General features: G+C 64.0%; 21 protein-coding genes and 1 pseudogene. 10 read left to right on the top strand and 12 right to left on the bottom strand.

The window, feature by feature from the left end:
- Positions 1-161 precede the first annotated feature (161 nt).
- Entirely contained in the window at positions 162-566 is a 405-nt protein-coding gene (locus AC1DNF_RS09125; RefSeq protein WP_478148249.1) for a RidA family protein, read from the top strand.
- On the top strand, positions 563-1,444 hold the full coding sequence (locus AC1DNF_RS09120) for a GNAT family N-acetyltransferase (protein ID WP_478148248.1): 882 nt from the start codon (positions 563-565) through the stop codon (positions 1,442-1,444). The genes AC1DNF_RS09125 and AC1DNF_RS09120 overlap by 4 nt, the downstream gene beginning before the upstream one ends.
- On the opposite strand, the gene AC1DNF_RS09115 is transcribed toward AC1DNF_RS09120, so the two are convergent.
- Positions 1,425-2,342 (bottom strand): LysR substrate-binding domain-containing protein, encoded by a 918-nt coding sequence (locus AC1DNF_RS09115; protein WP_478148247.1) that lies wholly within the window; start codon positions 2,340-2,342, stop codon positions 1,425-1,427. The genes AC1DNF_RS09120 and AC1DNF_RS09115 overlap by 20 nt on opposite strands.
- A gap of 167 nt (positions 2,343-2,509) precedes the next feature.
- Between AC1DNF_RS09115 and AC1DNF_RS09110 the strand changes: the two genes are divergently transcribed.
- The 4 genes from AC1DNF_RS09110 (at position 2,510) to AC1DNF_RS09095 (ending at position 6,544) form a co-directional block, all read left to right on the top strand.
- Positions 2,510-2,827 (top strand): (2Fe-2S)-binding protein, encoded by a 318-nt coding sequence (locus AC1DNF_RS09110; RefSeq protein WP_478148246.1) that lies wholly within the window; start codon positions 2,510-2,512, stop codon positions 2,825-2,827.
- Positions 2,809-4,191, top strand: a complete 1,383-nt coding sequence (locus AC1DNF_RS09105; RefSeq protein WP_478148245.1) for an FAD/NAD(P)-dependent oxidoreductase — start codon at positions 2,809-2,811, stop codon at positions 4,189-4,191. Before AC1DNF_RS09110 ends, AC1DNF_RS09105 begins: the two co-directional genes overlap by 19 nt.
- Positions 4,188-5,357 (top strand): NAD(P)/FAD-dependent oxidoreductase, encoded by a 1,170-nt coding sequence (locus AC1DNF_RS09100; RefSeq protein ID WP_478148244.1) that lies wholly within the window; start codon positions 4,188-4,190, stop codon positions 5,355-5,357. The genes AC1DNF_RS09105 and AC1DNF_RS09100 overlap by 4 nt, the downstream gene beginning before the upstream one ends.
- Before the next feature lie 245 nt (positions 5,358-5,602).
- A complete protein-coding gene (locus tag AC1DNF_RS09095) occupies positions 5,603-6,544 on the top strand; it encodes a tripartite tricarboxylate transporter substrate binding protein (RefSeq protein WP_478148243.1) in 942 nt (313 codons plus the stop codon).
- Positions 6,545-6,702: 158 nt separating this feature from the next.
- On the opposite strand, the gene AC1DNF_RS09090 is transcribed toward AC1DNF_RS09095, so the two are convergent.
- The 3 genes from AC1DNF_RS09090 to AC1DNF_RS09080 are packed head-to-tail and all read right to left on the bottom strand — an operon-like array spanning position 6,703 to position 9,796.
- Positions 6,703-7,716: a cupin domain-containing protein gene (locus AC1DNF_RS09090; RefSeq protein WP_478148242.1), complete on the bottom strand. Its 1,014-nt coding sequence runs from the start codon at positions 7,714-7,716 to the stop codon at positions 6,703-6,705.
- Positions 7,717-7,736: 20 nt separating this feature from the next.
- Complete coding sequence (pdxA, locus tag AC1DNF_RS09085; RefSeq protein WP_478148319.1) at positions 7,737-8,699, bottom strand: 4-hydroxythreonine-4-phosphate dehydrogenase PdxA; 963 nt, start codon at positions 8,697-8,699, stop codon at positions 7,737-7,739.
- A gap of 29 nt (positions 8,700-8,728) precedes the next feature.
- Positions 8,729-9,796: a four-carbon acid sugar kinase family protein gene (locus AC1DNF_RS09080; RefSeq protein ID WP_478148241.1), complete on the bottom strand. Its 1,068-nt coding sequence runs from the start codon at positions 9,794-9,796 to the stop codon at positions 8,729-8,731.
- A 75-nt stretch (positions 9,797-9,871) separates the two neighbouring features.
- Here AC1DNF_RS09080 and AC1DNF_RS09075 point away from each other — a divergent pair, with 75 nt between their 5' ends.
- Entirely contained in the window at positions 9,872-10,756 is an 885-nt protein-coding gene (locus tag AC1DNF_RS09075) for a LysR family transcriptional regulator (RefSeq protein ID WP_478148240.1), read from the top strand.
- Between the two features lie 414 nt (positions 10,757-11,170).
- Here AC1DNF_RS09075 and AC1DNF_RS09070 read toward each other — a convergent pair whose 3' ends face one another.
- Entirely contained in the window at positions 11,171-12,073 is a 903-nt protein-coding gene (locus tag AC1DNF_RS09070; RefSeq protein WP_478148239.1) for a LysR substrate-binding domain-containing protein, read from the bottom strand.
- A gap of 143 nt (positions 12,074-12,216) precedes the next feature.
- Here AC1DNF_RS09070 and AC1DNF_RS09065 point away from each other — a divergent pair, with 143 nt between their 5' ends.
- The 3 genes from AC1DNF_RS09065 (at position 12,217) to AC1DNF_RS09055 (ending at position 15,310) form a co-directional block, all read left to right on the top strand.
- Positions 12,217-13,179, top strand: a complete 963-nt coding sequence (locus AC1DNF_RS09065) for a tripartite tricarboxylate transporter substrate-binding protein (protein WP_478148238.1) — start codon at positions 12,217-12,219, stop codon at positions 13,177-13,179.
- A 49-nt stretch (positions 13,180-13,228) separates the two neighbouring features.
- Complete coding sequence (locus AC1DNF_RS09060) at positions 13,229-14,368, top strand: trans-sulfuration enzyme family protein (protein WP_478148237.1); 1,140 nt, start codon at positions 13,229-13,231, stop codon at positions 14,366-14,368.
- A gap of 102 nt (positions 14,369-14,470) precedes the next feature.
- Positions 14,471-15,310, top strand: a complete 840-nt coding sequence (locus AC1DNF_RS09055) for a DUF4198 domain-containing protein (protein ID WP_478148236.1) — start codon at positions 14,471-14,473, stop codon at positions 15,308-15,310.
- Between the two features lie 150 nt (positions 15,311-15,460).
- Here the strand turns inward: AC1DNF_RS09055 and AC1DNF_RS09050 are convergent, their stop codons facing one another.
- From AC1DNF_RS09050 to AC1DNF_RS09020, 7 genes and pseudogenes are all read right to left on the bottom strand, one after another.
- Entirely contained in the window at positions 15,461-16,174 is a 714-nt protein-coding gene (locus AC1DNF_RS09050; protein ID WP_478148235.1) for a MotA/TolQ/ExbB proton channel family protein, read from the bottom strand.
- Between the two features lie 270 nt (positions 16,175-16,444).
- Positions 16,445-16,795: a hypothetical protein gene (locus tag AC1DNF_RS09045; RefSeq protein ID WP_478148234.1), complete on the bottom strand. Its 351-nt coding sequence runs from the start codon at positions 16,793-16,795 to the stop codon at positions 16,445-16,447.
- Between the two features lie 237 nt (positions 16,796-17,032).
- Positions 17,033-17,386 carry a hypothetical protein gene (locus AC1DNF_RS09040; protein WP_478148233.1) on the bottom strand — a complete coding sequence of 118 codons (354 nt, stop codon included), beginning with the start codon at positions 17,384-17,386 and terminating at the stop codon, positions 17,033-17,035.
- A 156-nt stretch (positions 17,387-17,542) separates the two neighbouring features.
- Positions 17,543-19,135: a PepSY domain-containing protein gene (locus AC1DNF_RS09035; protein ID WP_478148232.1), complete on the bottom strand. Its 1,593-nt coding sequence runs from the start codon at positions 19,133-19,135 to the stop codon at positions 17,543-17,545.
- Positions 19,136-19,145: 10 nt separating this feature from the next.
- The gene (locus AC1DNF_RS09030; protein ID WP_478148231.1) at positions 19,146-21,359 is read right to left on the bottom strand and encodes a TonB-dependent receptor; all 2,214 of its coding nucleotides are present in this window, start codon (positions 21,357-21,359) and stop codon (positions 19,146-19,148) included.
- Positions 21,360-21,495: 136 nt separating this feature from the next.
- Positions 21,496-21,852, bottom strand: coding sequence for a DUF2946 family protein (locus AC1DNF_RS09025; protein WP_478148230.1), 357 nt, complete (start codon positions 21,850-21,852; stop codon positions 21,496-21,498).
- A 35-nt stretch (positions 21,853-21,887) separates the two neighbouring features.
- Positions 21,888-22,187, bottom strand: a pseudogene (locus AC1DNF_RS09020) (copper chaperone PCu(A)C); the annotation flags it as partial.
- Between the last annotated feature and the right edge of the window lie 4 nt (positions 22,188-22,191).

The following is a 22,191-nucleotide window of genomic DNA, read 5'->3' as shown; positions in this document are numbered from 1 at the left end:
AGTCGTAACATGTATATCAATACTGAATCTATAACCAATGAACTTGTATTGGACTGCATGGATAGCTATGCCGATACTCGCAGCAGACGGGTCTTCGTCAGTGACAGATTCAGCAAAACCAACGTCGTCGGCTCGGGCAGCCGTCGGAAAGGATGACAGGCATGCCAAAGGACATTTACATCGTCGAACCGCCCGGGGCGGCGCCACCGGGTGGTCACTACAGCCACGGTGTGGGCTACGGCGATCTGCTCTTCGTTTCCGGACAACTTGGGATCCGGCCAAACGGATCGCACACAGCGGACTGCGAGTTCGAAGAGCAGGCGCGGCAGGCGCTGCGGAACGTGCTCACGGTGCTCGAAGCTGCCGGCTCGGGTCCCGAAGACCTTCTAAAGGTGACGGCCTATGTCGTCGACGTGGCCAACTGGCCGCGCCTGAACAAGGTCTATGCCGAAGCCATGGGACAGGCCCGGCCCGCGCGCGCCGTGGTTCCAGTGCCTGCGCTGCACTACGGCTATCTCATCGAAATCGACGCAGTCGCCGTGCGACGCAAGGGGAAATCCGAATGAAACTCGCCTCGATCCAAATCACACCCGATCCCGCGACGGCCGATGACGTGCGCCTGCGCCTGTTCGAGCCCGGCGACGTGCCGGCGGCGCACGCGTTGTCCAGCGCCCTGAAGTGGCCGCACCGGATCGAAGACTGGCGATTCGCGCAGTCGCTCGGCCACGGCGTGGTCGCCGAACGCGACGGGAAAGTACTGGGCACCGCGCTATCGTGGGAATATGGCGCGAACTACGCCACCATCGGCCTTGTGATCGTCGCCCCAGAGCTGCAGGGACAGCGCCTGGGCAACCGCATGATGGAGGCCTTGCTCGATCGCTTGGCCACGCGCGATGTGCTGCTGCACGCGACGGTGGCAGGGCGCGGCCTGTATGAACGCCTGGGATTTGTCGCCACTGGTGAGATCGAGCAGCATCGGGGCGTGCTTGCGAGCTTGCCGGCGCTGGCGGGACGCGAGGGCGACCGCCTGCGGCCGCTAGCAGCTGCAGACGTCGAATCCCTGATCGCGATAGACGCCCGCGGTGCTGGCATGCATCGCGGGGAGCTGCTCCGCCGGTTGTTCGCCGAGGAGAAGACCTTTGTTCTTGAGCGCGGCGGCCAGACCGCCGGCTTCGCCGTGCTCCGCCGCTTCGGCCACGGCCATGCCGTCGGGCCGGTGGCGGCGCCCGATCTCGATGCCGCGCGCCTGCTGATCGCCGATTGCTGCCGCCACGCCGAGGGATTCCTGCGCCTCGACGTGGACGCCACCAGCGGCTTGCCGCAATGGCTGGAGAGCCTGGGGCTGCTGCGCTCGGGCGGTGTGACCATCATGGTCCGCGGCCGCGTACCGGAACGCGGGCATGCTCACGGTGGCTGGGCACTGGTCAGCCAGGCGATCGGCTGACCTTCTTGAAAGCGGTGTTTTCGGGGCCGCCCACCACGATGCGCACGGCCTCGAGGAAGTCCGCCACGAGCGCTTGAGCCGGTTGCTGGCGCGCACGCACCACGTGGCAATCGAAGTAGATCGCCGGGTCGAATGCCAGCGCATGCACGCCCGTGAGCGCAAGCTCGCTGAGCACCGCCGGATTCACAATGCTGACTCCCAGGCCTCGCGCCACCATGGCGCAGATCGTCGTGCCCAGCGAAGTCTCGATCTCCAGGCTTCGCACCTCAGGCTCGAAGACGCGGTCTATGGCCGCGCGCGCCACATCGGGAGGCGATAGCGAGATGAACGACTCGCCGGCCAGGTCCGAAGGAACGACCTTGCGCTTGCGGGCCAGGCGATGCCCCCGCGGCACGATGCACACGGCGCGCTCCGAATGCACGAGCGCGGTGTCGACCTCTTGCGGCAGCGCGATGTAAGCAGCCAGGCCGAGCTCGTAATACCCGGACGACACCCACTTGCAGATAGTCGCGGAGTCGGCGGTATGGACCACAACCGGCACGCGCGGGCGCAGTCCGCGGAAGACCTGCAGGATGCGCGGCACCGGGCTGATGCCGAGGCCGGGCGTTACGGCGATCCGCAAGCCTTCGACCCCCAACGTGCGGATGCGGTCCGCTGCGTCGCCGATTGATTGCAGGCCCACGTACACGCGATCCACCTCCTTCAGCAGCGCATGCGCTTCAGGCGTGGGGACCACGCGCTGCCCGACACGTTCGAACAGCTGGAGCTGCGTCTCGCGCTGCAGCAGCGCGATGGCGCGGCTCACGTTCGGTTGAGACGTATGCAACTGCGCGGCAGCAAGCGTCATCGAGCCTGTGTGCATTACCGCGCGGAAGCACTCGACTTGGCGGAAGTTCATATCAGTGATGTATCAAGAGTGCCAAAACTTGTATTTGACCGCATGGATCGGCGTTCCGATACTGCGGGAATCCTGTACTTCCATGTGACCGCAACAAGACTTCGCATGAATCGAATGCGCCTAATCCCTGCCTTTTTCGCCGCGGCCCACATCAACGAAGGAACCGTATGAGCACGCCTGTACGCCGCTTTGTGCGGCTCAGCGAAATCCAGCGACGCGAAATCCGAGTCTGGATCGACGGACGCCCCACAAATGCGCTCGAGGGCGACACGCTGCTCGTCGCGCTGCTCTCGAATACCGGCCATCTGCGCCATTCCGAGTTCTCGGACGGCGTGCGGTCCGGCTTCTGCCTGATGGGAGCGTGCCAAGACTGTTGGGTGCGCGACGAGCAAGGGCAGCGGCTGCGGGCCTGCAGCACGCCGGCCCACGACGGCATGCGCATCCTCACTTCTGCCCAGGAGGCCGGATGGGCCAACCTCGCATAGTCATCGTTGGCGCAGGCCCTGCCGGCGTTCGCGCTGCGCAAGCTCTGGTGGAAATGGGCATCCGACCCGTCGTGGTGGACGAGAGCCGCCGCGACGGGGGCCAGATCTACCGCCGCCAGCCAGAGGGATTCAGGCGCGCCTACACGAAGCTGTACGGTAGCGAAGCGGACAAGGCCGAAGCCCTGCACCGCAGTTTCGAGCTTCTGCGCGACCGCATCGACTGGCATGCCGAGACGCTGGCCTGGAACGTCGAGCCCAATCGGCTGCATGTGGTCCAGGCCGGCCAGGCCCAGGTACTCCCCTTCGACGCGCTCATCGTCTGCAGCGGCGCCACCGACCGGCTGATGCCAGTGCCAGGCTGGGACCTAGCCGGCTGCTATAGCATGGGCGCGGCGCAAATCTCCCTCAAGTCGCAGGCGTGCTCGATCGGCCAGCGCGTCGTGTTCATGGGAACCGGCCCCCTGCTCTACCTGGTCGCTTCCCAGTATGTGGCCGCCGGCGCGCAAGTGGAGGCGGTTCTCGACACTTCTGCCTCGTCGCTGCGCGTGCGCGCACTACCCCGGCTCGCCGCCCGGCCCGCAGTCTTGCTGAACGGCTTGAAGCTCGTTGCGTCCCTGCGGTTGGCGGGTGTGCGCTTGATGACAGGGGTCAAACCCGTGGAGATCACCGGCTCGCCCCGAGGTGGCGTGACCGGCATCCGCGTGTGCGATGGGCGCGGACGGGAACACGTCTTCAAATGCGATGCTGTGGCCCTGGGCTACCACCTTCGGTCCGAGGCTCAGATCGCCGACATCGCCAAGTGCGAATTCCACTTCGACGCAGGATCGCGCCAATGGCTGCCGCGCATCGATGAGGATGGTCGCAGCAGTGTCCGTGGGATCTACTTGGCGGGCGACGGCGTGCGCTTGGCTGGGGCAGACGGCGCGGAGGCCTCTGGGCGCTTGGCCGCACTGGCGTGCATGACGGACCTAAACATGTCTTGCAGCCAACCGGAGGTTGCCGAACTGCGCGCCAAGCTGCGGACCATGGAGCGCTTTCGCCAAGGCCTGTTGCAGGCGTTTCCATGGCCGCATGAAGCAGCGGCCGAACTGCCGGACAGCGCCGTTGTCTGCCGATGCGAAGTTGTCACAGCGGGTGAACTGCGCACGACCGTGAGCGATCTCGGCGGGTGCGAGATCAACCGCGCGAAGGCCCTGTGCCGGGTCGGGATGGGACGTTGCCAAGGCCGCTACTGCGGACACGCAGCCGCCGAGATCGTGGCGCATGCCGCCAAGATTCCGGTGGAGCAAGTCGGCCGCATCCGCGGCCAAGGCCCAGTCAAGCCCTTCCCCATATCGGCGATCACTGTCCGAGGTGCCCAATGAGCAACAAGCAACTGGCCGCCGACGTCGTGATCGTCGGGGGGGGCATCGTAGGCGCGGCTAGCGCCTTCTTTCTGCGCAAGCGCGGCCTCTCGGTGGTGCTGATGGAACGCGGCCTGGTGGGCCAGCAGGCGAGCGGCGTGAGCTTCGCCAACGTGCGACGGCAAGGCCGATACCTGCCGCAGCTGCCGCTGGCGCACCGCTCGCGCGACATCTGGGGGCGCCTGCCGGAGTTGATCGGGCACGATGCGGAGTTCATCGTGACCGGCCACATCCGGGTGGTGTACGACGAGAAGAGCGTTGCCACCATCGAGAAGTACGCGGGAGACGCGCGGCCCTGGGGACTCGACCTGGAGATCCTGAGCCAGGCCGCAATTCGCAAGCGCTTTCCGTTCCTGGGCCCGGACGTGATTGCCGGCTCATTCTCGCCGAACGACGGCCATGCCAATCCGCGCTTGGCCGCTCCAGCGTTCGGCCGAGCGGCCCTCAAGGCCGGCGCCACGGTACTGGAGAACTGCGAGGTTGTGGACATTCACAAGGACGCTCTCGACTTCCGCGTGACGGCAAAGGACGGCACAACGGTGACGGCCCCCGTCGCGCTAATTTGCGCAGGTGCCTGGGCCGGCAAGCTGAGCTCGGCCTTTGGGGAGCCGGTCCCCATGGAGACGCATGGCCCAATCATGGGCGTAACCGAACCCGTGCCGTATGGCATCGTGCCAGTGGTCGGCGTCACGAGCTCGAATCCCGCCGAGATCATGTACTTCCGCCAAGTCAAGCGAGGCAACATCGTGTTCGGCGGAAGCATGCGCGGCAAGGCGTATCTTGACGAGCGCCGTGCGCACCCCCTGCCTGGCTTCACACTGCAGCAGTTGCCTCACCTGCGGCGCATCGCGCCGGCCTTGACGAATGTCCACGTTCTGCGGACTTGGAGCGGAGTCGAAGGCTACTTCGCCGACGACCTGCCGGTCATTGGCCCCAGCAAGCGTGTGAGTGGCCTCTATTACGCCTTTGGCTTCTGCGGCCACGGTTTCCAGACGGGCCCTGGCGTCGGCGACGTGATGGCCGAACTCATCGCCCAAGGTTCGACCACCATCGACCTGAAACCCTACAGCATCCACCGCTTCGCAACCACCAGCGCGGCACCCCGGGCGGAACTCGCCGGCGCCTGACAGGGGAAGAAGAGATCAATGTCGATGTCGCATGTCGATCGCGATCTCCGGCCAGATTCGGGATGGAGCCAGGAACTTGTCAGCAACAAGTGGCCCCGGGTCTTCAAAGACATATCAAAACACTAAGAATGAGAACTTGCATCCCAGTCATAGGAACTCTCGCCCCAGTCTTTGCCAGAATTGGCACAGTGCACACCGCACGTTCCAATAGGATTGCCCGTTCTTGTGCCATGGCGGGGTTAGCGGTGAGCGCCCTGGTCGCGGTCGCTTGCGCGCAGGCACAGGTGAAAGACTATCCGAATCGCCCTATCAGGTTGATCGTGGGCTTTCCTCCGGGTGGAAGCTCCGACGCAATGGCGCGAATGCTCGGAGCCGCCCTCAGCGAAAATCTCGGGCAGCCAGTGGTGGTGGACAACAAGCCGGGGGCCAACACGATAGTCGCCACCCAGATTGCACGGAGCCAGCCGGCAGACGGCTACACCCTTCTGTCTGCGTCGTCCTCATTCGCCATCAACCCGGCACTCAAACAGCAAAACTACGATATCAAAAAGGATTTCACGCCGGTGGCGCTTTTGGGCATCACACCGTTGTTGCTGGTCACGCCGAACGAAGTGCCGGCGAAATCGGTCATGGAACTGATCGCCTTGGCCAAGGCGCAACCGCACAAATTGGCCTACGCCAGCTATGGCACTGGCAGCGCCGGGCATCTGGCCTCAGAACTGCTGCTTTCGATGGCTGGCGTGAGCATGGTTCACGTGCCATACAAGGGCGGCGCGGCAGGGCTGGTGGACGTGATGGGTGGGCGCGTGACGATGATGATGTCCACCGTTGCCTCCGCGCTGACTTTGGTCAAAGAGGAAAAAATACGAGCCCTCGCGGTTACTAGAAAGGTGAGGGCTTCTGCCTTGCCCGGCGTCCCGACGATTGCCGAATCCGGTGTGCCAGATTTCGAACTGGTGGGCTGGGAAGCGATCCAGGCGCCGGCGGGAACACCGCCACCGATCGTGGCCCGTCTTAACAAGGCAATCCGCGAGGCGCTCGCTACACCGGAGTTGCGTGAGAAGATGTTGAAGCTCGGCATCGAGGCTGAGTCGATGATGACGCCAGCCGAGGTGGCAACGTTCATTCGCAACGAAGCAGAAAAGTTTGAAAAGATCGTTCGCGAGAGCGGAATCAAGGACGAATAATGTCCACCGCGAGGCGGTTTTCCTCGTGCGGCGCGGCCGTCGATGGCAGTCTGCGCGGCCGGCCGCGTGGCTTCGAAGCCCTTCAGCGGAAGGTTCCAGAATCACGGGGCATATAACAGGGGTCGCATTCGCGTTGCGCGACCGCCTATCGAGATTGGTCACTGTGCGGGGGTACATTTCCCAGGCTGGGCAGATGGCGCGGTTGTGGTTGCTAGCAAGACTTCACATCCCTCGCTCAACGCCAACGCACAGTGCTCGACACCATGCGGTACGACAATGAACTCTCCCGGTTCGACGGTCTCTTCACGGTCACGGAATTTCATAAGCAGGCGTCCCCGATGAACAAAGAACAGTTCATCGTCGCGCTGACTGAAGGACCAGCGAGAGGCTCCCTCGAACTTGGCGACCTTGATTTGCACGTTTTCGCCCTGCCCCTCGACTTGGCCGGCAAACGCACTCGACAAATTCTTTTTGGGAATGTTCGAAAGGTGCTTGTTCAGGGCAGCGACGTCGCGAATGATTGCTGCGAGTTGGCTGGGCACGTCATTCCCATTGGCCGGGTATTTGCCGTCCAGTGCCGCAGTCCCAATCGTAAAACCAGCTGCACCGGCACTCTGGACGATCGCAATTCGTTCAGGGGTGGCGATCGAGCCTGCAATGTAGACGGGCTTGGAGACTGCAGCGCAGACGGCCTTCATCAACTTGGGCACGTTCTCCGCCGAACGATATGCCAGCAGGTCCAGGCCATGCACCCCATCACGCCCTGCAATCGTCTTGGCGCTTTCGACAATTTCCTCGATGGTGCCCTCAAGCACGCTCGGGTGGCCGGTAATCCGGCCAGGGAACGGGAAGTATTGGATGCCGGTGTCCTTGATGATTGGCAGCACGTCATCGACCCGCGTGCCACCCAGAAGAACATCAACGCCGATTTCGGCGGCTGCCTTTGCTGAAACAATTTCGCTTTCACGGTCCAGCGATACCACTTCCAGGTAGGAGGTTGCACCGCCGGCCTTGATCGCCGCATTGAGACCCTTCAGCTGCTCGAGCGGCAAGCCGATGTCCTTGAACCCGATGTGCCGCACGCCGAGGCCGAGCGCAGTTTGGAGTTGCTGCGACGCGTCCGGAACCGTGCGGTCGTTGCGCGTAAGCATGAAGATGAAACGTAGGCCCATGATGGTGGTTCCTTTCGAAGCTAGTTCGTCGTGGTTTGCGCAGCGACAAGGCGCTTTGCGTAGGCAAGCGCCGTTTCCAGGCTCGCGTGATCTGCAGTCCCAAGGCCCGCGATGTCGAACGCCGTGCCGTGATCCGGGCTGGTGCGCACGAACGGCAGGCCCAGCGTGATGTTCACGCCTTTTTCCAACCCGAGGTACTTCACAGGGATCAGGCCTTGATCGTGGTACTGCGCTACCACAACATCGAATCGACCAAGCCGCGCTTGCATGAAGACCGTATCGCCCGGATGAGGGCCGCTGGCATCGATGCCTTCGGCTCGGGCCGCGTCAATTGCAGGTCGGATGATCCTGACTTCCTCATCCCCGAAGAGGCCGCCTTCACCTGCGTGCGGGTTGAGACCCGCTACGGCGACACGCGGGGCCGCGAAGCCCAGAGCCTTTCCACCCTCGTGGGCAAGCCGGATGGCGGACATCTGGGCGTCGAAATCACCCTGTTCAATTGCTTTTCGCAGCGACGTATGGATCGTGACAAGCACCGTGCGGATGTCGTTGTTCGCAAGCATCATCGCCACGCGCTTGGCGCCGCCGTAGTCGGCCAGGATTTCCGTATGGCCGGGGTAGCGGATTCCCGCGCTGGCCATCGCCTCTTTGTTGATCGGCGCGGTGACGATACCGCTTACCTCTCCGGACTTCGCTGCTGCGATCGCCGCAACAATGGCATCGAAGGCGGCCTGCCCGGAGACCGCGCTGATCTGCCCGATGGGTGGAAGCTCGGCAATCCGGGTGGTCTCGATGACTTCAATTGTCTGCGGTTGGAACTGGGCCGCGTCGGGTGCATCGATGCGTCGCACCTCGATGTTCAATCCGAGCCGGCGCACGATGTCCTGCATGACGACATGACTGCCGAACACGACGACGCGTTCGCCGCCCTTCGCAAGTACCTTCGCCACGATCTCCGGCCCAATGCCGGATGCATCACCCATGGTCAGGGCAAGCGGGGGAGCAATGTTCTTCACTGTGAATCCGTTCGCAAGGGTTGAGTTGCTCCGCGTATGCGCGCGACAGCGCGCTTCAGAGCGGCGTCACTACCAAAGCCGCCGGCCTTCATGGCGAGCAGGAGCAAGCGTCCATCGCCAAGCCTGGCGCGACCCAGGGGAAATCCGGGATCGAGTTCTTGCAGAATCTCGAATTCACGGACGTTGAGAAGATCCAGGATCGCTTCCATCGTGTCGCCGCCGGTGGCGATCAACGCGCCGAAGCGTGGGTCCCGAAGCTCTCGCGCTGCGTCCTCCGTGATGCGGCGCAGCACCGCCGCCGGATCCTGCTCTCGCGCCTTGGGTCCGCGCAGCAGCATGACGCCGCTGGCCTCCCGGAGTTGATCGGCCTGTATGTGACTGCGCAGATTCGCGCTTCCAACGGCGACCAGCACATCGTTGCTGATGCCATCGACCGATGACGGTGAGGACTTCTGCGGCACAAAACGCCGCGACAGGGCTGCAGCCATGCCGGGAGAGCCCACCCACAGGATCGACTCTGGATCCTCGATGGACGCAATGCGCGAGTCGAGTTCTTCCTGCGTTACCGCATCGAGGAAGGTGACATTCTTGATGCTGCTCGGAACCAGGTCGACCAGCGCGGAATGCCGCGCGGGATGCACGGGGTCATGGCCATACGCGCTCTCCGAAACCGGGATGCTGTCAACGAGCTGAATGCCTCCCACCGTCGTGCGCCCGGCTTGGGGGAACGCCGGTGCAAACACCAGGGATGTGCGGCCGCTCGCCGCAAAGCATGCCTCAAGCTCTTCCGCAATGTGGCCGCGCAATGTGGAGTCCACTGTTTTGTAGAGCACAGCACGGCTGGCAAGCTGGGTGGTCAATCGAGCGACGCGCTCGAATGCTTGCGACGAAGTAGCAGACCGCGAACTGCTATCGACTGCGACCACCGCTGCTGCCTGGCGCGGAAGCTGACCCCTTCCGATCGACGCAGTCAGGCCGCGGGCAACGAAAGGTGCCGCGCCATCTGCCGCGCTCGTCAGGTCATCGGCGAGGACCGCTATGCTGGGCTGATTATTGGTGCGCATGCATCAATTATCAAAACCTCATCGCCGTATGAAAAGCGATAGTTTCTGAGGGATACAGGTGATATATTGTCACCGATGGATCGCTCAGACATACCTTCGCTCGATGACCTGCGAGCGTTCGAAGCCACAGCGCGGCTGGGCTCGGTCCGCCTCGCGGCAGACTCGCTTGCGCTCACGCACGGCGCGGTCAGCCGCCGCATCACCAAACTTGCCAATGACATTGGGGTCGGGTTGTTTGAAAAGAGTGGGAGAGGCCTGCGGCTCACACCGGCCGGCGAGACACTCAACCTTACCCTCGGCAGGTTCTTCGGTGAGTTGGCCGCCACCGTGCAAAGCCTGCGTGCCACCCGTGCTGGCAAGACGGCTCTGGTGCTCTCCTGCGAGCCTTCTGTTGCGATGCGCTGGCTCATTCCGCGGCTGGGGGGATTTCAAGTCGCGCATCCGAACATTGCCCTCCACCTCTCCGTGGGTGGCGGCTTGGTGGACTTTCGCAAGAATCACGTCGATCTCGCAATTCGGCGGCTGGACTTCGCTGTGCCCGAGACGTGGAACGTCCGGACCCTATTCCCCGAAAAGGTTGGGCCTGTCATGAGGCCGGAACTGGTGCCGAGGTTCGAACACAGCGACTATCTCGCTCTCGGGTCGAAGACTCGACCTGACGCGTGGGCCCGATGGCTGAAGACCCATCCGTCGGCGCGTCGACCCACAGAGATCCGTTACTACGACCATCACTCCCTGATTGTCGAGGCTGCGTCTGCAGGGCTGGGTGTAGCCCTCAGTCCGCTCGTGCTCGCCGTTGACGATGTGGAACGAGGAAGCTTGGCTGCCCCTGCTGGCTTCGACCCTGACGGCAGTCAATATGGGTTGATATGGCTGGGGTCGAGTGAACTGCAGGGTGTAGAGCTTGAACTAGTAGAGTGGCTTCAATCGCAGTTCAGCCAACTAAGCTCAGAATCCTGATGAAATAGCACGCGTTCGCGCGCATTTGCGCAGGTCGCAAAGCTCGGCAATTCACACGGCCTCGAGAGCTCGACAGCGGACCCCGAGCGAAAGCCTAGCAGCGTGCCTGGGATCTACCAGAAGCGCGACCAATGACGAGATGCACGTGCTGCGGCGATGAGTCACGTGCCTCGGCTCGACAGCCAAATCGGAGGGCATCCATTTCTTGGTCCTGCAACTGCGCGTTGTGCTGCGCTGCGCGGTATCAGCCTGCCCTGCTGATCTAGCTGCACCCTATGGTGCAAGGTGCTACCAGCATCGCCCTGCTGCATCAGATCCTGCGGGCGCGAGTACGACGTCAATCACGAGAGCGACGTGTTTCTCGAAAAACCGACGCTTACTCCGACCTAGGCGGTCTTGCCACGGTGTGGGTCCCTAACCCCCCAATCTCTCGGCGCGGGCGTTGCGCGCTTCGAGTAGACATGCCGCCAGGTCACGAACGATGCGTGACTTGGGCAGGTCGGGGCGAAAGATGAGCAGGGTGCGAAAGTGGACCGCGGCTGAGAACGGTCTGAAGGTGACGCCGCGCGCTGCGTAGCCGTCTGTCGCGTACGGGTTGACCAGGCCTACTCCCAGGCCCTCCATGGCGAGCGCGCACACAGTGGATGAGTTTGGGGTTTCAGCCACCACCTTGGGCCGCACGCTGTTCGCCTGGAAGACTTTCTCGAGATTCCGCCGCACCGTGTCTTCCGGCGAGAGGGCGATGAATGCTTCGTCCTGCAGATCCTCGGGTGTGATGACCTTCCGCTCGCAAAGCCGGTGGCCGTTGGCCATGGCGCACACCGCCTTCGGGGTGGCGAAGAGCTGATGCTCCAGCCCGGCAACATCGATTTCATCAGCGGCCAGGCCCACGTCGAAGCGGCTGCTCATCACCAGTTCCCGAACCGTTGACGACGCCCCGACCTGCAGGGTCACCGCGATGGACGGGTGGGTCCTGCGAAAAAGGCGCAACGCGTGCGGCACCAGCGTGGAGCCCATGGCGGCCAGGCTGGCGACACGAATATCACCCGTACCGAAGTCCCTGATGCGTGCGGCGCTGATACGCAGCCTCTCCAGACCCTGGAATGTGCTCTCCACGTCCCGGAAGAACAGTTGTCCTTCCGCGGTCGGCACCAGGCGTCCGCGCACCCTGTCGAACAACTTGAAGCCGTTCGTCTTCTCAAGCTCCAGGATGCTGCGGCTGATTGCCGGTTGGGTGACCTGCAGAAGATCGGCAGCGCGTGAGGCCGAGCCCGTGATCATCACCGCATGGAAAGCTTCGACTTGACGGAAGTTCATAGCCTATAAGGTTTGTGCATGGAGTCTGGCAGCCAGATCATTGATTCTTATCGATTGGGATTCTAAAGTTTCGGCCATCCAACCGAAACACTTCCACCAACGGATCTCAAATGAATGAACCTCTTCACCGCCGAAAAGTACTGATGGGCCTCGGTGGCGCCGCTCTCGGCGCGCTGGTGCCGCAGGGTCTGACGTGGGCGAACGCGCCCTATCCGGACCGGGCGATCAAACTCATCGTTCCCTGGTCGGCCGGCGGCAGCACCGATCTTCTCGCACGCGCCGTGGGACAAAATCTCGGAGAAGCTCTTGGAAAGCCGGTGGTTGTCGATAACCGGCCGGGCGCGTCGGGTCGATTGGGTATCGAGGCCATGACCAAATCGCCCGCGGACGGCTATACCGCCGCCGTCATCGAGTTGGCGCATGCCATCGCGCCCTCGGTCTTCCAAAAGATGTCGTATGACATCCTGAACGACACCGCCGCCATATCGATGCTGGGTGAATCGCCGTTGATTCTTTTTGTCGATGCCGAGACCTACAAGGAAGGGCAATTTCAGAAGTTCATCTCCGATGCGCAGAAATCTCCAGAGCCGTTCGCCATCGCCACCAGCGGCAATGGCAGCATCAGCCACCTGGCAGCCGGCCTGTTCTCGAAGGAAACAAGAATCCCGCTCGACCTGATTCCCTACAAGGGGTCCGCCCCGGCGCTCACGGATGTCGCATCGAGGATCGTCAGGGGGCATTTCTGCACCCTCGCAAGTGGAAGCGCCCTGCTCGGCGCAGGAAAGATCGTGCCGCTCATGGTCTCGGGCAATCGCCGCATTCCCCAACTGCCCAACACGCCGTGCGCGAGCGAACTGCGGCTCAACCGCATGGATTTCGGGCAATGGTGGGCGCTGGTGGTTCCGGCCAAGACGCCCAAGCCGATCATCGACGCCCTGAACCGCGCCACTGCCGCGTCCTTGAACGACAAACGTGTGCAAGACCGCATCTCCAGCCTCGCCATCAACCTGGGCAGCAAGGCGCCGGACGACACCATGGCATTCGTGCGCGCCGAGGTGGCGAAGTGGGCCAGGGTCACAGCTGAGCTCGGTATCAAGCCCGAGTGATTGCGGGCGCCGACAGAGTAGAGCAAACAAGAGAAAAAGGAGCTGAACTTTGGACAAGGGAATCGATGGATTCCGGAGCCTGTCTCCGGCCGTGTGGCGTGCGTCGACGGTGCTGTTCGACAACATCGCAGACTTCACGACGCGCAAGGAGCGCCTGTTCGACGGCTACACCTACGGCGTCACAGGCACGCCGACGACACGCGCATTGGAGGAACGCATCGCGGCACTGGAGGGCGCCAGCTTCTGTGTCGCGGCGCCATCCGGCCAGGCGGCCCTTTGCCTCGTAGGTCTCGCGCTTCTGAGCGCTGGCGACCACGTGCTGATTGCCGACTCCGCCTACGGTCCGCTGCGCACCTTTGCGCGCGACTACCTGCAGCGTTTCGGCATCGAGTCCGAAACCTACGACCCGGCGACGGGCGAGGAGATCGCATCGCTGGTCAAGCCCAACACCAAGGTGATCTTCATGGAATCGCCTGGGTCGATCACCATGGAGATGCAGGATATTCCAGCCATCGTGAAGGTCGCTCGGACCGCAGGCATCCTGACCGTGCTCGACAACAGCTGGGCTTCGCCGCTCGGCTTCCAGGGTGTACCGGCCGGTGTCGACGTAGTGGTGGAAGCGGCCTCCAAGCTTCTCAGCGGTCACTCGGACCTGCTCCTTGGCTCCATCGCCACCGACAGCCGCGGCCTGTACGAGAAATTTCGGACCGCCCAGAGCGTGCTGGGCCAGGCCGTGAGTCCCGACGATTGCTTTCTTGCCCTGCGGGGCCTGGAAACCTTGCAGCTGCGCTACGCACATCAATGCGCCTCCGCCCTCGAGATCGCCTCGCATCTGTCCGCCGATGAACGGGTCGAAGCCGTCCTGTTCCCTCCCCGGCCAGGTGATCGCGGTCACAACCGCTGGGCGGCCTCGTTCCAGGGGGGTGGGTGCGTCCTTTCTTTCGTACCGCAGTTCCAGTCGACGGAGCAGATCAGCCGCTTCTTCGGCGCCCTCGAGGTGTTCCAGATCGGCGCGAGCTGGGGCGGGGTGCATAGCCTGGCCGCCTATTACCCAGAGGCCGAACAGGCCAGGCGGCAGTTTTGCCAGATCGTCGGCGGCATCGTGCGGCTGTCGGTAGGGGTCGAGCCCGTGGATCAGCTTGTCGCAGATCTCGAGCAGGCCCTTGCTTCGGCCGAAATGCCTGCCTGATTCGTCACGGCCGCCGAGCTGTACCCTGCGCCAAAGTCCGCGGCGTCGTCCGAGCGGACTTGGTCTAATGCACGCTTCAAATGTCGGCTTCAAGGATTGTGCATGGATATTGGAACGGGACCGAAGAGTGTGCAGCGGCGTGTGCTCAGGGTGGCAGCGGCCATCAGCTTGGCGCTTTCGAGCATGGCTGTATGGGCACACGACACCTGGCTGGCGGCCGAGCAACGAGCGGTGCGGGCGGGCACTTCGCTCGAATTTCTGATGACATCGGGCGAGCGCTTTCCGACTCTGGGATCCTTGATCGCCCCCCGCCGGATCGAGACTTCGGCCTGTCGACAAGGAGCAGACATCATCCCGCTCAAGCATGCCAAGCGCGAGCCGAAGGCATTGCGTCTGATCACGAAGACTCCGACGAGCGATCCGGTCACCTGCTGGGTGCAACTCGAGTCACGCACGCTGGAGTTGGACGAGTCGACCGTGGCGCACTACCTGGACGAGATCGACGCCTCGTCAACGGTGCGAGGCGCCTGGGCAGCTGCCAAGCCCCCGCGGCGATGGAGCGAGACCTACACCAAGAACGCCAAGGTGATGGTGCCCGGCACGCTCAAGGAGGGTCCCAGCACTGCGGCAGCACCCGTCGGCCTGAAACTCGAGCTGGTGGTCTTGAAGGATCCGACTGCGACACCCTCGGACGGATCACTGCCCGTGCTCGTGTTGTTCGATGGCAAGCCGCGGGAGGGGCTCTCGATCGCGCTCACGGGCGAGCACGACGGGCCGATCCAACGCCAGCGCACCGATGCGAGCGGGCGCGCGATCTTCAAGTCTCCTCAGGCAGGTCGATGGATGTTGAGCGCAACCGACCTGGTAGCGGTCGATGCGTCCAAGGGCGACTGGGAAAGCCAGTTCTCGACGCTCGTCTTCGAGATTCCGGTCTCGCGCTGATCCAGGCCAGCAAGCCACCTCAAGTCCGGCCCGGTTACGAAGCCGATGTTGCGCACGCAGGCTTCGCGGGCCGCCGACATCGCCTTCGCCACGCGTTCATGACCGCGTGGCCGCGTGAGGTGCGTCCTGTGTTCAGAATGCCATGGACGGTCAGACTTTCTTGAGCGGAACGACGGTGGCTTCGCCGCCGCTCTGGACGCGGGCGCCGGTCACGAAGTAGGCATGCAGGTCGTGCGCGAAGCTGTTGAGCTTGGTCAGCACGAACTTGTTGCCACGCACCAGCGCGTTGTAGCCCAGCACCGCGGGAATGGCGACCGCCAGGCCGAGCGCGGTCATGATCAGCGCCTCGCCGATCGGGCCGGCCACCTTGTCGATGGTCGCCTGACCGGCGGAACCGATGCTCATGAGCGCGTGGTAGATGCCCCAGACGGTGCCGAACAGGCCGATGAAAGGCGCGGTTGAACCAACCGATGCGAGGATCGCCAGACCGGTCTGCAAGCGCGCGGTGAACTCGTCGATGCCGTTGCGCAGCGCGCGGGTGATCCAGTCGCTGACGTCGAGCGCATCGTGCAGCTGAGTCTTGATGCTGCGATAGTGTGCCGCCGCTTCGCGACCCTCCAGGGCCAGTACGCGAAACGGGTTGCCCTCGTCCTTGCCGAGCTTGTCGAGGGCGGCGGCGAAGTCCGAGTTGTGCCAGAAATCCTGCGATTGCCGGGCGAACCGCTTGTATCGGATGAGGTCGATTGCCTTGATCAGGATCACGATCCAGGAAGCGAGCGACATGCCGATCAGCAGCAACGCCACGGCCCTGGTGACGAAGTCGCCCTGTTGCCATACCTGAATCAGGCCGAGTTGGGATTCCATTCGAAGCTACTCCAGTGAATCTGCGCGCCTCTACCCCTTGCTGTGGGCCATGCCGCAGGGCTACCGCCGCTGCGAAGCGATCAGCGACCTTGGCTTCTCGTTCACCGCTTGCCCGTACCAGGCGTCGTCCGCAAGCGTGTCTACTCGCCGTATTGAATCTCGGCGCGTGCGCCCTTCGGTCCACGAGATCGCGCCGAGATGATGACAACGCCGCCCGTCGCATACGATCTTCGTATCGCCAACGGGCTCGCGCGACACAGATCTGCCGATCTAGTGAAGGTACTCTTCGGCGTCAAAGAAAACCGCGTGCGTTTCCTGCGCCGACAGCGAGCGCGCGGTGCATCTGTCCCTTGCCGCAAAGTTCAACTCGAAGACGGCGAACACCTGTTCGTCGTCCCTGCCGAGCAACAGCAGAAAGCGGTGGCCTTCACGGCAGACGAATGCCGCTTCACCGGGAATCTCAAGGTCGTTGGTCGTCAGAGCTTCCAGGATGATGGAGCACGCAATGGTGTGAAGCCTGTCCGATTCAATCGGCCAATTGTCCGGATCATCGATGGAGCACTGGCACTGCAATTGCTGATGCCAGGCGGTGGACTCTTTTCTTCTATTCGTGTGGTTCATGGTCAGATCTCCAAGTTGATCTCTTTGATCAACGTCTGTGGGCCAGGCATGCGTCTTCCGCTGGAGGCAAGCAACCGACAGTCGGGTCAGTTTTGCCAGCGCCGGGGCGAGCGACAGCACGGTCGTGTGGTGATTGGGTCAGCGCCACTCAGCGCCGCCCAAGGGCGCCGCTGAATCGCCAGACGAGATCAACGCCAATGCCCGTGGCGGGCGCAAGGCGAGCTCAATGACAGAAGCTCAGAGGAGGTGCGGGGGCCCGCGCGCTGGCAAGGGCGCTGCAGTGGCCGCGGCGATACGCGCCGCCGGGATGGGGTGCACCGCATGGGCTAGCGGAAGGACTGCCGGCATGGTGACGGCGGCCATGAGGGGCAGCGCGGCGGACGGCATGCAGAGTGGGCAAGTCGGGTGTGCGGCGTCGATCTCCTGGAAACCGTCGTCGGTTTGCACGACCACCTTGATTTCACCGCCGGCGCAGACCAGTTCCGCAGCATGCGGATGAAGGATTGGCGAAGCCGCCGCGACCCCGAGCGACAGCACGAACCAAGCCAGTACAAGACTGGCGAAGCTGCGAGCGCGGCGCAGGATCAACATGCGGCAATTATCCCGCCGCTCAGCGCCGCTGCGCAACGCATTGCCAAGAACATATTCGAATCGCTGGATCGTCTCGCTGAGGATCCCGACCGAGATGGCCAGGTCGCCGGCGCGGCGCAGCGGTCGATGACGGCGGGGAAAAGCAGTCAGACACGATCAACGATTCGAATGTGGGCGTTCAGAAAAGTGCCCGAACGGCCTTGCGCGAGACGAGCGGCGTGTCGTCCGCAGTTTGCGCCCGAGTCGTCGCCAGCCGATGACTACGCCAGTGAGGCTGAGTGCGGCGCCGCCGATGCTCAGGACGACGAGGACGATGTCCCACAGCGGACGCCGCTCCAGCAGCGGCAGCCAGTCCCAGCTGTGCAGCATCGCGAACAGCCAGCGGCTCCAGCGGCGACCGCTGTCGGTGCGACCCAGCACCGCCCCGGTATGCGGATCAACGTGCACCCAGGTGTCATGCGCGTCCGCAAAGACCACGCGCCAGACCGGCAACGGCTTCTCGCCGCCACCGGTCATCGTGTGGGCGTCCCGCTCGTAGTAGTAGGTGTCGTAGGCGTTCAAAACTTCGATTCGTGCGACTGGGTCCGGCAGCAGGCGCGCGACGGCGGCGCCGAGCTGCCCGGTGTCGATCGCATGGGCGTGGCCGTTGACTGCATCAAGTACCGCCGGCCTGCCAGTCGGGCCGCTTGCCAGGACGAAGTTGCGCCCTTCGGCCATCGTCCAGCGTAGCTCGCGGACCCCGCGCGGCAAGTCGGCCATCAACGCCGCCGGCGGCGCGGCATCGGAGTCAATCACCAAGCTCCCCCCTGCCATCGCTTCTGTACGCAGCGCGGGCGCGCCGTTGTCAAAGATCCGCCAGGGGTTCATCGACATCAGGCCGCTGAAGATCCAGGTCAGCGTGATGGCCGCGAACAGCAATCCCGTGATGTGATGCCACCGCATCATGAAGCCCTGATAGGGAGAGTGCGACCCCCGCTTGTACGTGCCCTTGAAGCGCCAGCGCATGATGCCGACGACGGTCCCGGTGAGCGTGACCGCGATGCCGACGATCGACAGCCAGTTGACGATGTCGGCCCAGAAGGGGTCGAAGAAGTTGCCCCGGAACGGATACAGCCAGTGGATCCACGCGCCCGCGTAGTTCCAAAGGCGCTCGGCACGCGGCGCATCGCGGACCACCTCGCCCGTCGTACCCGACACGTAGAGCAGGGTCCCGGCGGGGTCGTCCAGCTGCACCCGGTGCAGCGGCCGGTGGCTGTCGAGCCCCCTCGAATGGGTGAAGGCGTCCTCGCCGATGGTGCCCTCGTAGGCCATCGAAATGCCCGGCCCGGCGAACGCCACGGCGCTCGCCAGGGCGCGGGCGCTGTCGACGCCGTTCAGCACCACGCCCGAGCCAGCGTCGATGACCACCGTCCCGGCGCCCGGCGAGCGTCGCCGCTGACCGGCCTGGACTGCGGCTTTGTCGGGCAGCGGAACCGCCAGGTACACCGGTCTCCCCCCGCTCGCTGCCGCCAGTCGGAACTCTTGCAGTGGGCCATGGAGGCCGGCGGCGTCGAGTGCCTCCCGTGGGCCGAGAAGAGCCGCTGCCGGATCCAGCGGCGGCAGATGTTCCAGCCGCTCGGCGGCCGTGAGCTTGGGATAGCCCACGTACATCATCACCACGCCCGAGACGAACCACATCGCGAAGAAGGCGCAGACGACGATCCCGAGCCAGCGGTGGATCAGGAACAGCCATCGCTTGGCGTGCAGCATGGGAGCGCCCTCAGAAGGCGACGCGCAGCGTGACGTCGGCCGTGCGCGGCGCGCCCAGGTACACCTGGGTCGCGCTGGCGATGTTGGAGGCATACAGCTTGTCGGTCGCGTTGCGCACGCGGCCGATCAGCGCCACCGACTTGTTGACCTGCCAGCTCAGCGCCAGGTCGACCAGCGTGTAGGAGGGCCAGGTCAGGGTGTTGGCCGCGTCCGCGTAGACCTGCCCCACATAGCGCAGGCCGACGCTGCCTTCCAGCTTGGGGGTGAACGCGTAGGAAACCCAGAGGTTGGCCACAGTGGACGGCGTGTTGGTGGGTGTCTTGCCCGCCAGCGAGACGCCGCCCTGGTTGAACCGATCGTACTGGGCGTCAACATAGGCCGCATTCGCCTGGATCGACCATTGCGGCGTCGGCTGCAGTCCGACGGCCAACTCGACCCCCTTGGAGGACTGCTCGCCGACCAGCACCGTCAGCGCGCTGTTGTTCGGGTCCTGCGTGGCGATGTTCTGGCGCTCGATGTTGTAGAGCGCCAGGGTCGCGTTGCCCTTCTTCTCCCAGAAGTCGAGCTTGCTGCCGATCTCCACCTGGCGGCCGGTCGTCAGTTCGCTGTTGTTGCGAACGTCTGCGAATGAGGCCGTGGTCAGGATGCCCGAAGGCGGGTCGGCCGCGGTGGCGTACTGCGCATACAGATTGGCGCCGGGCGCGACATCCCAGACGACGCCGATCCGACCCGTCGTCGGCTCGTAGCTGCGGCTGAAGCTGGCCGGGTTGGCCGCTGTCACCGCGCGGCGATTGGTCAGGTCGAGGTCGATGCGCTCATGGCGCAAGGCCGTCACGAGGTTGACCGTCGGCACCAGCGCCGTGCGGTTCTCGACGAACACAGCCGTGGTCGTGACCTCGTTGTCGCGGTCCGGAACGAAGATGCGAGGAATGCCGGTCTCCTGGGTGAAGTTGCCGGTCGTGAAGAAATACGGGTTCACCGTGCTGACCGTGGTGGTCCCGCTGTTCGGGAAGCGCGTCTGCTTGTTGACGCTGTAGTCCAGGCCGAACGACCAGTCGCTGCGCGTGCCGCCGAGCTGGCCTCGATAGATGCCTTCGATGCGGTCCCCGACCAGGTCCTGGTCATGGCGCTGCAGGAGTGCGCTCGAGCGGATCACCGCCGTGTTCGTGGGGTTGTACCGGTAGGTCTCGACGTTGCGGTAGTCGCGCAGCGCGTCGTAGGCGTAGAAGGTGTTGCGAATCTGGAAGGCATCGTTGATGCGCCAATCGGCGATCGAGCGCAGCCACTGGACTTCCTGCTCGTAGAGGCCGTCCGCGCTGTTGTAGTTCTTGAAGCGGATGCCGGGATCGACGCGCTGGGTGCCGGCGATCGGGTTGAGTACCGGCGTCCCCCAATAGGGCCGATCGACCTTTTCCTTCTGGTACTCGTAGGCCAGCGTGTGGGTGAACCCGCCACCGAAGTCGGACAGCAGCGACGTGGCGACCTGCGTCGACTTGGAGCCGGTACCGTCGGTCCAGCCGTCGCTGTCGCGGTGGTTCGCGTCGATGCGCAAGTAGTGGCTGCCCGCGCCGCCGTCGCCCGCGATGCGCCGGTTCAGCCCGACGGAGCCTTCCACGAGGTTCTCGGTGCCCACGCGAAGCTGTGCCTCGCTGATGTCGGCACGCTGGGCAAGCTTGGTGATGTAGTTGATCGAGCCGCCCACGGCGCCCGAGCCGAACAGGAAGCTCGACGGCCCGCCAAGGACTTCGACACGGTCGTAGATCCAGCTGTCCACCGGCCGCGCCGCAATCGAGTACTGGACGTTGATGCCATTGAACAGCTGGCTGATCGAGCCGGTTCCGAACCCGCGGTAGCTCACGCCGATGTTGCCCGGCGCGTTGTGCGCGGTGATGCCCGGGACACCACGCAGGATTTCCTGCGTGTCTTGCGCGCCGCGAGCGTCGATCGCGGCACGGTCCACGATGGTGATCGATCCGGGCGTCTCGCGCGGCGTGAGCCCGAGGCGACTGCCTGTTTCGGCGGGCGTGTCGAGGTCGAGGCGCCCGTTGGCCGAAGTCGCCTCCTCGACGACATCGACCTGGGTCAACGTCCCCGAGGCGTTCTGGGCGCTCGCCGTGCCTGAGGCTGCAAGCAGAAGGGAAAGGACGCCGAGGGTCGCGCCAGAGAGCGTGAAGGGCGGATTCTTGACGCGCGTTGCACGCGCGAGACGGGGGCGATGGAACATGGATCTCTCTTGAACGGCATCCGAAAGGACACCTGTGCCGCCGGGGGCCACGCTGGATGGCGGGCGCATGCGGCGCTGTCGATGACGGCTCCACTCGGACCGGCGGCCCGAGCGAAGAACTACAAGGGGGACAGAATCAGAGAAGAGCGGGCGGCCCGCGCGCGGGCAAGGGCGAGGCCGTCGCGGCGGCTAGCCGAGCCGCCGGAATCGATTGGAGCGCGCGGCCCAGCGGCAGCGGCATGGAGATCTTGCTGGCCGCCACGGGCGGCGGTGCGCCCACTGCAGCGCACAGCGGGCAGTCGGCCGCAGAGAACTGCGTCTCGCGGTCGCCATCGTCGGCCTGAAAGCTGACCATCACGGCACCGCTGGCCGAACAGACGAACTGCATCGACTTCGGGTGAACCATCGGAGACGCGATGGCGACGCCCAGCGACAGCATGAACCACGCGAGCACCAGTCGATGCAGGAGGTGGATGCGGCGCAAGGAGGGCATCTCGGAATTATCGCCGGATCAACCGCGTCTCGACGTCAATGCTTGCGTGAATCTGCTGCAGGCTTGTCGCCATTTGCACCCAGCGGCCGAACGAGGGCCTTGACCTCCATCGACTGACGCTTGCCGTTCTTGCCCTCGAACACCAGGGTCATGGGGATCGTATCGCCGGCCTTGACCTGCTCCTTGAGGTCCATGAGCATGACGTGGTAGCCGCCCGGCTTGAACTCGACCGTCTTTCCGGCAGGCAGTTCCACGGCGCGGATCTGACGCATCTTCATGACGTTGTCCTGCATGGCCATCTCGTGGACTTCGACGACGGGCGTGATCGGGGAGGCGCCG

It is taken from the genome of Variovorax sp. 01T432 (genome assembly GCF_056398605.1).
The sequence above is the reverse complement of the archived record's forward strand: the minus strand, read 5'-3'. Positions and strand labels throughout refer to the sequence as shown.